The organism is Acinetobacter sp. ANC 4173, from assembly GCF_004331255.1.
Taxonomy (GTDB): domain Bacteria; phylum Pseudomonadota; class Gammaproteobacteria; order Pseudomonadales; family Moraxellaceae; genus Acinetobacter.
The window spans coordinates 1-12,902 of the sequence record NZ_SJOF01000014.1 but is presented as its reverse complement, the minus strand read 5'-3'; the positions used below and the strand labels follow the sequence as shown (position 1 = coordinate 12,902).

At 42.2% G+C, this 12,902-nt stretch carries 18 protein-coding genes; all 18 read left to right on the top strand.

What is annotated here, in order from left to right:
* The first annotated feature begins 7 nt into the window (after positions 1–7).
* The 18 genes from E0H94_RS14705 (at position 8) to E0H94_RS14615 (ending at position 12,747) form a co-directional block, all read left to right on the top strand.
* Positions 8–877 (top strand): hypothetical protein, encoded by an 870-nt coding sequence (locus tag E0H94_RS14705; RefSeq protein ID WP_131327195.1) that lies wholly within the window; start codon positions 8–10, stop codon positions 875–877.
* Positions 870–1,220 (top strand): hypothetical protein, encoded by a 351-nt coding sequence (locus E0H94_RS14700; RefSeq protein WP_131327194.1) that lies wholly within the window; start codon positions 870–872, stop codon positions 1,218–1,220. The genes E0H94_RS14705 and E0H94_RS14700 overlap by 8 nt, the downstream gene beginning before the upstream one ends.
* A gap of 33 nt (positions 1,221–1,253) precedes the next feature.
* Positions 1,254–1,868 (top strand): hypothetical protein, encoded by a 615-nt coding sequence (locus E0H94_RS14695; RefSeq protein WP_205679305.1) that lies wholly within the window; start codon positions 1,254–1,256, stop codon positions 1,866–1,868.
* A 1-nt stretch (position 1,869) separates the two neighbouring features.
* Positions 1,870–3,270 carry a packaged DNA stabilization protein gene (locus tag E0H94_RS14690; protein WP_131327192.1) on the top strand — a complete coding sequence of 467 codons (1,401 nt, stop codon included), beginning with the start codon at positions 1,870–1,872 and terminating at the stop codon, positions 3,268–3,270.
* Between the two features lie 117 nt (positions 3,271–3,387).
* On the top strand, positions 3,388–3,963 hold the full coding sequence (locus E0H94_RS14680; RefSeq protein ID WP_131327190.1) for an aspartyl/asparaginyl beta-hydroxylase domain-containing protein: 576 nt from the start codon (positions 3,388–3,390) through the stop codon (positions 3,961–3,963).
* Positions 3,960–4,415, top strand: a complete 456-nt coding sequence (locus tag E0H94_RS14675; RefSeq protein WP_131327189.1) for a GNAT family N-acetyltransferase — start codon at positions 3,960–3,962, stop codon at positions 4,413–4,415. Before E0H94_RS14680 ends, E0H94_RS14675 begins: the two co-directional genes overlap by 4 nt.
* Position 4,416: 1 nt before the next feature.
* Positions 4,417–5,085, top strand: a complete 669-nt coding sequence (locus tag E0H94_RS14670) for a DNA transfer protein p32 (RefSeq protein ID WP_131327188.1) — start codon at positions 4,417–4,419, stop codon at positions 5,083–5,085.
* Position 5,086: 1 nt separating this feature from the next.
* On the top strand, positions 5,087–6,415 hold the full coding sequence (locus E0H94_RS14665; protein WP_131327187.1) for a hypothetical protein: 1,329 nt from the start codon (positions 5,087–5,089) through the stop codon (positions 6,413–6,415).
* Positions 6,416–6,423: 8 nt separating this feature from the next.
* Positions 6,424–7,041: a glycoside hydrolase family 104 protein gene (locus E0H94_RS14660; RefSeq protein ID WP_205679304.1), complete on the top strand. Its 618-nt coding sequence runs from the start codon at positions 6,424–6,426 to the stop codon at positions 7,039–7,041.
* 1 nt (position 7,042) lies between these two features.
* Entirely contained in the window at positions 7,043–9,271 is a 2,229-nt protein-coding gene (locus E0H94_RS14655) for a hypothetical protein (protein WP_131327186.1), read from the top strand.
* Positions 9,272–9,310: 39 nt separating this feature from the next.
* Positions 9,311–9,742 (top strand): Sbal_3080 family lipoprotein, encoded by a 432-nt coding sequence (locus tag E0H94_RS14650; protein WP_131327185.1) that lies wholly within the window; start codon positions 9,311–9,313, stop codon positions 9,740–9,742.
* Entirely contained in the window at positions 9,742–10,110 is a 369-nt protein-coding gene (locus tag E0H94_RS14645; RefSeq protein WP_131327184.1) for a hypothetical protein, read from the top strand. Before E0H94_RS14650 ends, E0H94_RS14645 begins: the two co-directional genes overlap by 1 nt.
* 82 nt (positions 10,111–10,192) lie before the next feature.
* A complete protein-coding gene (locus E0H94_RS14640) occupies positions 10,193–11,125 on the top strand; it encodes a hypothetical protein (protein WP_131327183.1) in 933 nt (310 codons plus the stop codon).
* A 10-nt stretch (positions 11,126–11,135) separates the two neighbouring features.
* On the top strand, positions 11,136–11,354 hold the full coding sequence (locus tag E0H94_RS14635) for a hypothetical protein (protein ID WP_131327182.1): 219 nt from the start codon (positions 11,136–11,138) through the stop codon (positions 11,352–11,354).
* On the top strand, positions 11,351–11,578 hold the full coding sequence (locus tag E0H94_RS14630; RefSeq protein WP_131327181.1) for a hypothetical protein: 228 nt from the start codon (positions 11,351–11,353) through the stop codon (positions 11,576–11,578). Before E0H94_RS14635 ends, E0H94_RS14630 begins: the two co-directional genes overlap by 4 nt.
* Before the next feature lie 77 nt (positions 11,579–11,655).
* Positions 11,656–11,949, top strand: a complete 294-nt coding sequence (locus E0H94_RS14625) for a holin (protein ID WP_131327180.1) — start codon at positions 11,656–11,658, stop codon at positions 11,947–11,949.
* Entirely contained in the window at positions 11,936–12,376 is a 441-nt protein-coding gene (locus E0H94_RS14620; protein WP_131327179.1) for a lysozyme, read from the top strand. Before E0H94_RS14625 ends, E0H94_RS14620 begins: the two co-directional genes overlap by 14 nt.
* Positions 12,373–12,747, top strand: a complete 375-nt coding sequence (locus E0H94_RS14615; RefSeq protein ID WP_131327178.1) for a hypothetical protein — start codon at positions 12,373–12,375, stop codon at positions 12,745–12,747. The genes E0H94_RS14620 and E0H94_RS14615 overlap by 4 nt, the downstream gene beginning before the upstream one ends.
* Positions 12,748–12,902 lie beyond the last annotated feature (155 nt).

Sequence of the window (12,902 nt, the reverse complement as noted above, 5' to 3'; positions counted from 1 at the left end):
GTCTTGTATGATCAAAACGCCGTCAAGCACCGTCATTGGCGGTGCAGGAATTTGGACACCCGGTTGCGCTGTAATAGGTGCACCAAACAACATCCACCAATTCATCAAATCGCTGTTTAGTGATGGGAGTCAGGGTGCATATCTAGACAACAATGATTTAAGTACGGTTTATCAGGATGCAGCAGGAACAATTGCTGGAGCAGTTGGTCAGGCTGAGGGATTGATTTTAGATAAATCAAAAGACTTAAAACTTAGCGATAAACTAAACACAGTAAATGGATTTGATTCTGTACCAATAGGTGGGCAGGCTTTTAATAGTTATGCGACTGGTGCTAATTCAGTAGCTGGAAAAACATATATTGTTGAATTTACCGTTAGTAATTTCTCTGGAAGTGGCAATGTTTCATTGAATGGCGGCTCTTCGCAGTGGATTTTCAACCCATCATCTGCAGCAAACTGTGCCTTGGCTGGAAATGGTACAGCTAGATTTTTTGCTACAGCTATCACATCAGCAGCTATAACTTTTTTCACAAGAAGCACAAACCAATGTACTTTTTCAAACATTTCAATCAAAGAAATTGCAGGTAACCACGCATACCAAACCACATCTATAAAACGCCCAACCCTTACACAAGGCGCAAAATCAAAATACGCAAAATTTGATGCTGTTGATGATGTTTTGCAGTTCAGCAATACAGCTTTAAGCAATGCGACAATTATTAGAGCAAGCTCGAGTGGTGTAACTGTTTTAAAGAATCAAAGCATTGCTGCAAATCACACAATCACTCAAGATTTTTCGCATTATCTGATGATCAATAAAGCATTATCTGATTCTGAGATTGCGCGAATTACAGCGGAGTTTAGTAAATATGTCTAATTTAGCTATTATTCACATCGCTACAATTGAAGATGCTCCAATCATAAATGGTATAGCTGAAATTCTTGGCAAAGGCCCTGATAGTCTATCAGTTTTATTGCAAGATTCTAACGGTAGGAAATACCTTGGTGGACATTCATGGGCTTGGGTGGAAGAAGATTATCAAGCATTCAAATCACGCCAAGGTTTTGATCAGATTCTAACAACAGAACAACTTGAAGCGCTGGATCGACTGATTGAGTCTGTTGTGACTCTGACAAGTGAATACAACGCTGTAAATGATCACTGGGCACCCAAGTTAGCAGAACTTGGACTGAGTGAAGTCATAACCGAATCAAATTGAACATGACCGCCGAAAGGCGGTTTTTTATGGAGCATGAAAATGCTGGTTGGCAGAATTATTGAAATGTCGCTTAAACAGCTTGGTGTTCTTGCTGCTGGCGAAAGTATACAGGGTGATGAGCTTGCTGATGCTTTGATTTTCTTGGAGGGGTTGCTTTCACAGTGGGCAACTCAGCGACTCTATATCTACAAAGCGACTGATGTTGTGATTCCGCTATCTGGCACCGGTGCATATGTGGTGGGTCCATCTGGTGCGGTACTTGCAAATATTCAAGGTGTGCAAGAAAAAGCACTTCTTGATGATCGAGAGATCACGCTTGTTCGGGATACAAATAGCAGTAAAACTGATGCTGAAGTGACTTATTCCATTGGATCTCCAAATTGGACATTCAATGTTTTTGCAGATGGCAATGAGTTGAAAATTAAGACTTACTCGCTTCCGTCTGAGTTGGTGGCTCAAGATGAATTGGTTATTCCGTCTAATTATCAGCGACCATTGATTCTCACGCTTGCTATTGAGCTGGTGCCAATGTTTGGTATTGAGCCAACACAAATGCTAATTATCAATCAGCGACAAGCAGTTGAAATGCTAAAACGCAGCAATGTGACTCCACTTTACGCAAAGAATGATTTACCAGTAGGGGTTTAATATGGCTTCTGTTGATATCCCTATTGTTGGTCAGTCATATCACTTAGAAGATTGGTCAATTGACTGTCAGCGCACAATCAATCTATATCCACAAGCAGTTGAAAGTGGAAATACACCGCAAGTTTCAGCACTCATACCGACCCCCGGGCTTATTAAAAAATATGAGTTCGCAACTGGCTCAATTCGTGGCATGTACGCTTTAACAGATCGGATCCTAGTTGTTGCTGGCGGTAAGCTTTATACGATTAATAAGATTGGCGCAATCTTGATGATTGGTGATATTGCTGGTGTAAATCGCGTCACATTTGCTGATAACTCACTGCATGTCATGATCGTGGCAAGCAAGGCATATAAATACACCATAGCAAACAACACGCTTACAGAAATAATAGGCGGTGAGTTTTTTGGAGCAGCAGATGTCACTGTTCTGGATTCTCGTTTTGTTTGGACTGTGCCAAAGTCTGGGAAGATCCAATGGTCTGGGCTGCTTAATACGGAAACCACTGCACTTAATTACGCTACAGCAGAAACCAAGTCAGACGATCTCGTTCGCACGGTTACAAGCAGCGGTCAACTCTGGTTAATTGGTGAAAAAACCACAGAAATCTGGTCAAGTACTGGTGATGCAAACATGCCATTTCAGCGCATGTCTGGAGCATTCCTGCCAATTGGCTGTATTGCTAAGGATTCCGTCTGCCAGTTTGGTGCAAGTCTTGTTTGGTTGACTCAAACAGATGCCGGCCGTGGTCAAATCATCATGACAAATGGCTATCAGGCACAGCGCATTTCAAATCATGCAATTGAATATGAAATTGCATCATATTCACGGATTGATGACGCATACTCATTTGCATATCAGGAACATGGCCACTCATTTTTATTGATGACATTCCCAACCGCAAAAAAAACATGGTGTTTTGACCTAACAACAAGCATGTGGCATGAGCGTAGCTATCACAATCCAGAAACATTCAATCATGAGCATCACAGGGCATCAAGTTATAGTTTTTTTATGAATATGCATTTAGTTGGCGATCGACTGAATGGAAATATTTACCAACTCACGCCAGATTCACAGACTGATGATGGTGCATCAATCCTGCGAGAGCGCATAACACCGGTGATCAATCCTCACACATCAAGACTGATTTTTGATGAGCTGGAATTGATTGCTCAGGTTGGGCAGGAATCAAATATTGATCCGCAGGTTATTCTGGATTGGTCTGATGATCGTGGGAAGACGTGGTCACTCAGCCGACAGCAATCACTTGGAAAGATTGGCCAATACACAAACCGGGTAATTTTTAGAAGGCTTGGACAATCATTTGGGCGAGTTTTCCGTATTCGCATGAGTGATCCAGTTCGACTTGTGATTACAGGTGCTAAAGCGAGGATACGATGAAGAAATTAGAACCCCCTATAAATCAACCAATGATTGTTAATGGCCAGATCTCACAAGTCTGGCTTTTATTTTTTTCAGAACTAGCAACAGCAATCAATAAGCTGAACGGATATTAATATGAAGCACTTCCATTTTTTACCACCAGCAGATGTGAATGCACTTGTTCTAGCAATTAAGCGCCGCCCCGATCTATGGAAAGAAGACACCTATCTTCGTGATTACCCACAGGGTCCATTTGGTGAAATTGAATCAATCATGCTTCGATTCCCTGAAAAACGCGTATTTGATCAAGAAGAAGAACTGGAAAAATACAAACAAGGTGAATCTCATTTTGATCAGCATGAAAGTATCAATTACCCAGCATTTGATATTTTGCATGAGGCACGCTCTTTGGTGTTTGGCTTGATGGCATTGGTGCAGGGTGAGCGATTAGGCCGAGTAATGATTAATAAAATTGCTCCGGGTGGTCAAATTTACCCACATGCCGACACGCCTGAGCATACTGAATATTACACTCGTTTTCATGTTGTCTTGCAGTCTGCACCAGGTTGTATTTTACGTGCTGATGATGAGCAAATTGATATGCGCACTGGTGATGTATTTTGGTTTAACAACAAGCTCGAGCATGAAGTAATCAACAATTCAGCTTTTGATCGAATCTCAATGGTTGTGGATATTAAGGTGAAAAAATGATTACAGCACATGTAGAGAGCTTTGAGCAAAACCTTGATTACCTAAAACCATTACTACCAATTCATTACCAAGAATTAGCGCTTAATCAAGACAAAGTGCCGCTTTCCCCGCAATTTGATAAATACATTGCAGCAGAGCATCAAGGTGGATTGCTTTTCGTGACTTTGCGCAAAGCGGGCGAATTGGTTGGCTACTTCATTGGGTTTATTGCACCCGGCTTGCATTACTCAACCTGTCTAACTTGTCAGATGGATATCTTCTATGTGCTGCCTGAACATCGTGGTGATGGTGCAGGATTCCAGCTATTTAAATTTGTAGAGCAGCAGCTTAAGCAGCGTGGTGTTCAACGCATGTTTGTTGGTTCAAAAATGCATAAAGATGCATCCTGGCTTTTTGAAAAATTAGGATATGCGCCTGTTGAGACTTATTACTCGACATGGCTTGGAGATTAATATGGTAGCAGCAGCAATGGTTGGCGCAGCAGTAGTTGGTGCTGCTGGGTCGGCTTATTCAAGTAAACAAGCCAGCAAAGCAGCAAAAACACAAGCAGCATCGGCGGATGCAGCGAGTCAAATTCAATGGGATATGTATGACCAGACCCGTCAAGATTTAGATCCCTACAAACAGGCTGGCACAACATCACTTTCTCAAATGATGGATCAGATGGGTGCTAATGGTTATTTCAACCAAACCTACACTGGGCAAGATATTTACAACGACCCGAGTTATCAATTCCGACTGCAACAAGGTGAGGATTCAATTCAATCGAGTGCAGCCGCTAAGGGTGGCTTATTAAGTGGTGCCACATTAAAAGCATTGCAGGATTATGGTCAGCAGTCAGCAAGCCAAGAGTATAGCAATGCATACAACCGATTCAATGCCGACCAGACCAACCGATACAACCGACTGTCTAACATCATCGGCATGGGTCAAAACGCAGCTGCACAAACAGGAAATGCCGGCATGCAGACTGGCCAAGCAGTGGCAAATAACACCATGGCTGGAGCAAATGCTATTGCCGCTGGGCAAGTTGCAAATGCAAACAACTGGGCAAACACAGCAAATAATCTTGGCAGCTTAGCAACAAGCTACGCAATGATGAAAAACAACGGGGTGGTTTAATATGGCTCTTGATTACACATTACCATTACAGGTCAAATCCCCAGACATGATGGGGATGCTCGATCAAGGCTCTAAGCTCGCTCAGTTCTACACCCAAAATAAAACTGATGGTGAATTGTCTCGAATTTATAAAGAGGCCAGTGGCGATCTGGATAAGATGCTTGAAATTGGAAAGCAATCGCCATTCGCTCGCTATGTAATGCCGCAATTACAGTCTCAAAAACAAGCCCAGATTGATGCCGCGATTAAGCAGCAAAAAGACATTTCTGAGATTGGTAAGACTGATAGCGAAGCATTCAAGAATAATCAGCAGGGTGGTGGTTTTAAGCTAGAAAACTCTCAAAAGCAACTTAGTGCCATTCAGTCTGCGGTTCAACAAGCTGCAATGACTGGGGATAAAGGCGCAGCAATCATTGGTCTTGATGCGGCAAGACGAGTCGGATTGATTGGCGACAATGAGTATAGCCAGCAATATCAATTGCTCAGCGTCATGAATCCAGAGCAGGTTAAGGCTTATGCGCAAAGTGTGACATTTGCAAATGCGAAGGATCCAGCAAGCCTTGTTTTTACAAGTGCTGATAATCGATTAGATAATGAGACCTCAGTAGGTAACAATATCCGCGATAACACTACATCTGAAAACAATAATGTTCGCACCACTAATGCGAGTATTTACAACACAGACACTAATGCCGCAACCGCAGACAAAAATCGTGAAATTCAGCAGCAACGCCTTGAGTTTGATCAGCAGCAAGCAGAAATTAAAGCTGGTCAAGGTGAAATTAAAGAGGCGAATGGTAAGTTATGGATTGTCTACAAGGATGGTACTGCGCGCCCAGCCGTAGATCAGAGTGGAACCCAATTAACATCAAGCAAAAGTAATCCGCAAGCACAAGCGCAGAATGAGGAAACAATGCGAATTAGCCGGATTGACACTATTCTTCCAGAAGTTAAAAAGCTGCTTCCAAAGGCAACCGGAAGTTATGCCGGTGCTGGTGTTGATTTTCTTGGTAATGCAGTTGGCTACTCAACAGAGGGGTCAAAAGCTACAGCACAGTTAAAAACACTGGCTGGGCAGTTAGTTGCATTACAACCAAAAATGTCGGGTCCGCAATCTGACAAAGACGTGCAAATGTATCGTGAGATGGCTGGTGAATTAGCAGATGATACCAAACCAGTCGAAACACGACTTGCAGCATTACAGATGATTGAGCAGATAACCAATAAGTACCGTGAAATCAATAGCCGATCTGGAAACCAGTTACAACAAGGCCAGATCCCATCAAGTAGTGCTAGCAATAGACCAGCCTTATCGTCGTTCTTTCAATAGGTGAAAACATGGCAAGCCCTCAGCAATATTTAAACAATCCAAATGTTCGAAAAATGCTTGATGTGATTGCTAGTGCTGAGGGTGTAAAGCATGGCTATAACACAATTTTTGGAAACGAGCGCTTTGGAAATCTATCAGCACACCCAAATGTGAGAAAACAGTTCAAGCAGACCAATGGGAGGATGAATGTCACCACGGCTGCTGGTCGCTATCAATTCATAAAAGACACATGGGATGATGCTTCTGGGCGTTATGGATTGAGGGACTTTTCCCCTCAATCTCAGGATATCGCAGCAATCGGACTGCTTATGCAGAATGGTGTACTTCCATACGTCTTAAAAGGCGACTTTCAAACAGCGGTGCGAAAGTCTGGTGGCACGTGGGCATCACTCCCATCATCTCCATATGCCCAACCCAAACGCTCACAAGCGGAAATTGATAAATTTCTTGGTGGATCTTCATCACAGCCGCAACGAGTGCAAGCGGTGGCATGGAAAGAGATATCGGGTCAATCCACCAAGCCATCCAGACCACAAACAGTAAAGTTTTCCGAGATTACCGGAGAGCAACCACAAACCGATTCACGCCCTGCATTAGTCGCATGGAATGATATAGCCGGAGGTTAATGTGGCTTCACAAATTCAAAATCAAATCGCCAGTGCAAAGCAAGCTGGGTACAAAGATTCCGAGATCTGGAATCACATTATCAAAGATCCAAAAACCGCTGGGCAGATCAAGCAAGCAAGAGCAGCTGGATATAGCCAAAACGAGATTGCTCAAAATTTTGGCTTAAAGGTTAAGTTTGTCGACTCAAAACCCAAAAGCAACTATCAGCCATTCGACAATACAAAAGAGGCACGCCAAAAACGTGAGCAAGAGGCACTTAAAAAGCAAGGACCAACCCAATTTTGGGAATCTAGCTTGCTTGGTATGGCTGATATCGGCATTCCATTCGTTCAAGCTGCTCAGTACACGAAAGACAAAGTAAACCAAGGCATTAATGCGGTTGCTGGAACCAACCTGCCAACCGATTCTTACGAAGGTGTAACCAAGACCTATAAGAACATTAATGACGCTCACAACACTGTACGTAAGGCAAATAACCAAGGTGTTGATGTTGGTCGTATTGGAGCAAACATGGTAATGACTGCACCACTGGCGGCAGCGGGCGGAACATTGCCTTCAGGCGCAAAGCTAATTTCAAAAGCTGGAGCTGATTTCCTTGGGAAAAATGCCGCCGTAGGCGGATTGATTGGCGCAACTGGTATTCATGAAAATAATACTGAGCGCTTAAAAAGCATGAGATCCGGTGCTATTGGTGGTGCTTTAGGTGCTGCGGTTGGGCAAAAAGCTGGCGAGGCTGTATCAAAGATTGCTAGAAACACCGTTCCAAGTGCTAAAGCTGCAACGCAGGCTCGAGTAAATCAAGCCATTGACGACCAAATCGAAATTGCATTAAAGCAAAGTAATGTAAAAATCAGTGATCTGTCTGATGATATTGTTGCTGGACTTCGCAAGGATGTTGGTGCGGCATTAAAATCTGGCAAAGCTGTAAACAAAGAAGCATTGGCCAGAAAAGTAGTATTTGATCGACTTGGTATTCGACCAACTCAAGCACAGCTTACTGGTAGCCCGCAGTTATGGCAAAAAGAAGCTGAACTCGCAAAAATTCAAGGTGCTGGTGATCCACTACGTAACAAGCTTATTCAAGACAATCAAGTATTGTCGGGATTGCTTGACGATGTGGCGCTTAAAACTGGTGGAAAAGCTGATGATGCTTATGGTGCTACAAGTGGTGCCATTGATGCATTAAGAGGCCAGCAAGCTCAAAATAAAGAGTTTATTGGTGCTGCTTATGATACGGCCAGAAAGTCGGCTGGCAATGATGTGATTCTTGATGGGCGTGGATTTACAAATGACGCAATTACACGACTAGATGAGCAATATGCTATGTCTAGTTTGCCGCCAAGCATTAAGAGGATTATTGGTGATATTGAAAAGAATCCAAACGCATTTACCTTAGGTAAATCTGAGGAGCTTATCAAAATTCTCAATCGTGAGTACAAATCATCACTTATGAACGGTCAGCCATCTAGCTCAACTCATTCGATTGGCTTGGTCCGTGATGCACTAGAAGGTCGGCAAAATGAAGCTATGCAAGGATTGCTCTCTGGTGGTGGTAATGATGCGGCACAAGGCTATCAGTTTGCACGTGATGCTTATAAATTTAATGCTCAGCAGATTGAAGGAATCCCATTGCTTCAAGATGCGATAAAAGGCGTTGAACCGGATAAGCTATTTCAAAAGCATTTTCTAAATGGAAATGTGAATGAAATCCAACGCACAGTAGATCTGCTTAACAATGTTAATCCACAGTCAGTTGCAGACATTAAAGGGCAAGTGATCAAGCATATTTCTGAAAAAGCAATTAATCAGAATGGGCAGTTTAGCCCCGCAGGTATGAAGCGTGCACTTGATGCAATCGGGGATCGTCGACTCAATACCTTATTTACCCCTGATGAGGTGGCAAAAATCAAGGATATTGGCATGGCTGGTCAGTACCTAGTGACACAGCCAGCTCACTCTTATGTGAATAACTCAAACACCTCAGCAGCATTAATGAACTTCCTTGGAGGAATCATTAATAAGCCTGGTGTACGTGTTCTTTTATCTCCGCTTAAAGATGTTGCTGACTCTGTAAAAGTGAGTCGAGCATTAAAATCTAATATCACCAGCGACGCGAAAGCATCCACTGAAGTGGTAAATAAGGTTTTATTAAGTGATGGTGATAAAAACCTGATTGAGCAATTAACCAAGCTTGGCTTGATTGGTGGTGCCAACGCAGCAAAAGACTAATATTTGTGCTATAAAATCCCTCATAACTATGGGGGTTTTATGAAAAAAATATTCTTAATTTTGGTTGTTTCGTCTCTTGCTGGGTGTGCAACAACAAACATTGCGCCTGTAAAACTAACTGCTGGAGAGAGTATTCGGAAAATTTGTGTAAAGCACAATCCAAAAGTCATAGTTCAAAATCTTGAGGAAATTATCACCTCTCGCTTGGAATATCACAATATAGCAACCCATGTGTATAGTGGTGAAAAGCCAGAACAGTGCGAATACTCATTAAGGTATGTGGCATATCAAAAATGGGACTTTTCAATGGTACTTACTAGCGCGCAATTAAGCATCTATAAGGGTGACAAAAAGATTGGCTTAGCCGAATATAAATTACATGCTGGTGGATTATTAAACCCGACAAAATATAAAAGCAATGAGTCCAAAATAGAGCCATTGGTTGATCAGTTGATTGGGGAAATTCAATAATGAAATTCATGAAAATCAAAGTGCTGGTTATTAGTGTGCTGATTTTAACTGGTTGCGCAACCGCTAACATTGTTCCAACTGGGACAAACACCTACATGATTTCTCAAATGTCAGCAGGTGGTGTATTTACCAATACATCAAAACTTAAATCAGATGTAATTTTAAGAGCTAATGCTTTTGCTGAAAGTAAGAATAAGATTGCCATACCAATTACATCGACCACACAACCCGCTATTCCAGGAAGAATGCCAAGCTTTGAGTATCAATTTCGCTTGGTTGATAAAGATGATCCTAGAGCTGATGGTGGTGAATTGCGCTCAACTCCTGACAATATTAACGAGCATAGAGTTATATTCAAGCAAGAATAGGGAAAACACCAGCAGTATTTTTATTACAAAATTAAATCATATATCCACCACCTTCGGGTGGTTTTTTATTCACAGGTGAAACATGGCAACACTCGCAACAAACGTCAGTTTTCAATGTCTTGGTTTTGATGGCAAGCCGTTAGCAGGTGGCAAAATTTACACCTATGCAGCAGGCACCACAACACCAAAAACCACATACACCACCATGGCTGGAACGGTAGCAAACCCTAATCCGGTCATTCTTGATCAAAACGGAAAGGCTAAAATCTTTCTGGGTGATGGCGCTTATCGCCTTCAAATTCTTGATAGCAATAACGCCATAGTTGATGATATTGATCAGATTTCGCGCTATGTCACACAATCCGAGTTTGCATCGTTTCAGCAAACTGTAAGTGATGGTGTTCTGCAATTAACCGAAATCAAAGAGCAAATTGATGTTTATGTGGACACAGCTCTTGGCAATCAAAAAGGTTATGCAGGTGGAGTTGCTCCACTTGATGAAAATGTGCAGATTGATCCGGTTTACTTTCCTGAATTACCTCATACAGGCGTTCCACAAGCAACTGAAACGCAAATTGGTGTCGCTGAAATCGCAACTCAAGCAGAAACCAACACAGCGACAGACGACCTACGCACAGTTACACCAAAGAAACTGCTAGCAGGTGTTAAAAACCATTTAAATGCATCCGGCGATGCTCCAATGCATGCTTGCAGAGCTTGGGTAAACTTTAACGGCACAGGTACAGTATCAATTAGAGCTAGTGGTAATGTTTCAAGTATTACAGACAATGGTGTTGGGGATTACACAGTCAACCTAACAACAGCAATGCCAGATGCAAATTATGTGTGGGATGGCACAGTTCAGGGTGATGCTGTCGGATTTGCTCGTTCAGCGTTCTCTAATACTGCTGATGTGAATACAACAACATCTTTCAAAGTTAAGACAGGCTATAGCTCCGGTGGCTCAAGCGCACTTCAGGATTTCCCAACAGTTTCAGTAACAGTGTTTAGATAAGGATGAGTTAATGAAGATTATTTATAAAAATGACAACGGTGGTATTTCGATTATTCATCCATCTCCAGAAGCTCTTAAGGTTATGACTATTGAAAAAATAGCATTAAAAGACGTTCCAACAGGTTTAGCTTTTGCCATCGTTGAAGATTCAGAAATTCCTGAAGATCGAACTTTTCGTGATGCTTGGACTATTGAAGATTCATTGCTAACAGGTGGGGTGGGTGCATGATTCAGGTCAACTTAGACAAAGCAAAAGAAATATCACACGACAAGCGCAGAAATAAACGAGCAGATCTATTTAGACAACTCGATATTGAAGCAACAATTCCAATATTAGCAGAGCAAGCGGAAGCACAACGACAGATTATTCGTGATGAGTTTGCAGTGATTCAAACCGAAATTGATAACGCAGAAACCGTTGATCAGCTAAAAGAAATAATTACCCAACTTTAAACACAGCAAACAACCACAAGCCCTAGTGCCTAATAAGCCTAGGGCTTTTTTATTACCAAAAAATTAAAGGGGGTTACATGCAAGAGCATGAAAAAGTGGCACTTCAATTAATTCTGATGGGGTTCGTAATTGCGATGGCTAAGGTACTTGTAAGCACTGAAAAACTAACATGGCGCATCGTGATTGGTCGTGCAATTTTGAACGGTTTCACAACCTTGGGGGCGGGCGGGGCGCTCATCTGGATATCGGATTTAAACATGCTTGCCATTTTGGGCTTGGGGGCATTTTTAGGAACGCTTGGCAGTCAATTTGTTGAAGCTCAGGCAGAACGGTTCATTAAAAACAAGGTGGAAGCGAATGAAGACCAGTAATGATGGCGTTGAATTAATCAAGGGTTTTGAGGGGTTGCGCTTAAGTGCTTATGACGATGGTGTGGGTGTGTGGACCATCGGTTTTGGCACCATTAAATACCCAAATGGTGTGCGAGTAAAGCGCGGTGAAAAATGCACCAAAGTACAGGCTGAGCAATATTTGCGTAATGATTTGATCACTTTTGAAAATGCTGTGAATCAATTGGTAAAAGCTCCACTTAATCAAAACCAGTTTGATGCCTTGGTTTCATTTACCTATAACTTGGGTGAAACAAACCTACGTAGCTCCACATTACTTAAAAAGCTCAATGCTAAAGACTATAAAGGTGCTGCGGCAGAGTTTTTAAAATGGAATAAAGCTGGCGGTAAAGTCATGAGCGGCTTGGTTAAACGTCGGGAAACGGAAATGGAGTTATTTTTAAAATGATTCTAACCCTACTTTGGAAGTTCAAATATTGGATCGCAATCGGAATCCTTCTATCTATCTGCATTGGGCAGCTGGCTTACACCAACCACTTGGGCGGAAAGCTTAAAGATGCAGATTCTAAGTGTATTGCCAAACTTCAGGAAATTGAACAGAAGCAACTAAAAGCTCTGACTGAAAAACAAAACGCAATTAATCAGGTGAGTGCAGACTATGAAAAAGCAAAATCAGAACAGCGTGTGCAAGTCGAAACGGTTACACGTACAGTGCAAAAGATCATTGATCGTCCTGTGTATAACAATGTGTGTTTTGACGTTGACGGGGTGTCAGCAATCAACTCACTTATCACCAGTGATTCCAGCGAACCTCCTTGAGGGCTGTCCAGATTTGCAAAAGTTAGAGTCTGGACAAGGTAAAGAAGTTTTGCTTTGGTCGATTGATACAGTCGCTAAATATAATGACTGTAAGGCGAAACATGGTGCTATTGTGAAAGCTCTCAAGTGATCTAACCCCAAAAAGTTGGACAAGA

Excerpts from the sequence above, each read along its gene's own strand:
- E0H94_RS14705 (WP_131327195.1), top strand. The coding sequence starts at position 8 with ATGATCAAAACGCCGTCAAGCACCGTCATTGGCGGTGCAGGAATTTGG.
- E0H94_RS14700 (WP_131327194.1), top strand. The coding sequence starts at position 870 with ATGTCTAATTTAGCTATTATTCACATCGCTACAATTGAAGATGCTCCA.
- E0H94_RS14695 (WP_205679305.1), top strand. The coding sequence starts at position 1,254 with ATGAAAATGCTGGTTGGCAGAATTATTGAAATGTCGCTTAAACAGCTT.
- E0H94_RS14690 (WP_131327192.1), top strand. The coding sequence starts at position 1,870 with ATGGCTTCTGTTGATATCCCTATTGTTGGTCAGTCATATCACTTAGAA.
- E0H94_RS14680 (WP_131327190.1), top strand. The coding sequence starts at position 3,388 with ATGAAGCACTTCCATTTTTTACCACCAGCAGATGTGAATGCACTTGTT.
- E0H94_RS14675 (WP_131327189.1), top strand. The coding sequence starts at position 3,960 with ATGATTACAGCACATGTAGAGAGCTTTGAGCAAAACCTTGATTACCTA.
- E0H94_RS14670 (WP_131327188.1), top strand. The coding sequence starts at position 4,417 with ATGGTAGCAGCAGCAATGGTTGGCGCAGCAGTAGTTGGTGCTGCTGGG.
- E0H94_RS14665 (WP_131327187.1), top strand. The coding sequence starts at position 5,087 with ATGGCTCTTGATTACACATTACCATTACAGGTCAAATCCCCAGACATG.
- E0H94_RS14660 (WP_205679304.1), top strand. The coding sequence starts at position 6,424 with ATGGCAAGCCCTCAGCAATATTTAAACAATCCAAATGTTCGAAAAATG.
- E0H94_RS14650 (WP_131327185.1), top strand. The coding sequence starts at position 9,311 with ATGAAAAAAATATTCTTAATTTTGGTTGTTTCGTCTCTTGCTGGGTGT.
- E0H94_RS14645 (WP_131327184.1), top strand. The coding sequence starts at position 9,742 with ATGAAATTCATGAAAATCAAAGTGCTGGTTATTAGTGTGCTGATTTTA.
- E0H94_RS14640 (WP_131327183.1), top strand. The coding sequence starts at position 10,193 with ATGGCAACACTCGCAACAAACGTCAGTTTTCAATGTCTTGGTTTTGAT.
- E0H94_RS14635 (WP_131327182.1), top strand. The coding sequence starts at position 11,136 with ATGAAGATTATTTATAAAAATGACAACGGTGGTATTTCGATTATTCAT.
- E0H94_RS14630 (WP_131327181.1), top strand. The coding sequence starts at position 11,351 with ATGATTCAGGTCAACTTAGACAAAGCAAAAGAAATATCACACGACAAG.
- E0H94_RS14625 (WP_131327180.1), top strand. The coding sequence starts at position 11,656 with ATGCAAGAGCATGAAAAAGTGGCACTTCAATTAATTCTGATGGGGTTC.
- E0H94_RS14620 (WP_131327179.1), top strand. The coding sequence starts at position 11,936 with ATGAAGACCAGTAATGATGGCGTTGAATTAATCAAGGGTTTTGAGGGG.
- E0H94_RS14615 (WP_131327178.1), top strand. The coding sequence starts at position 12,373 with ATGATTCTAACCCTACTTTGGAAGTTCAAATATTGGATCGCAATCGGA.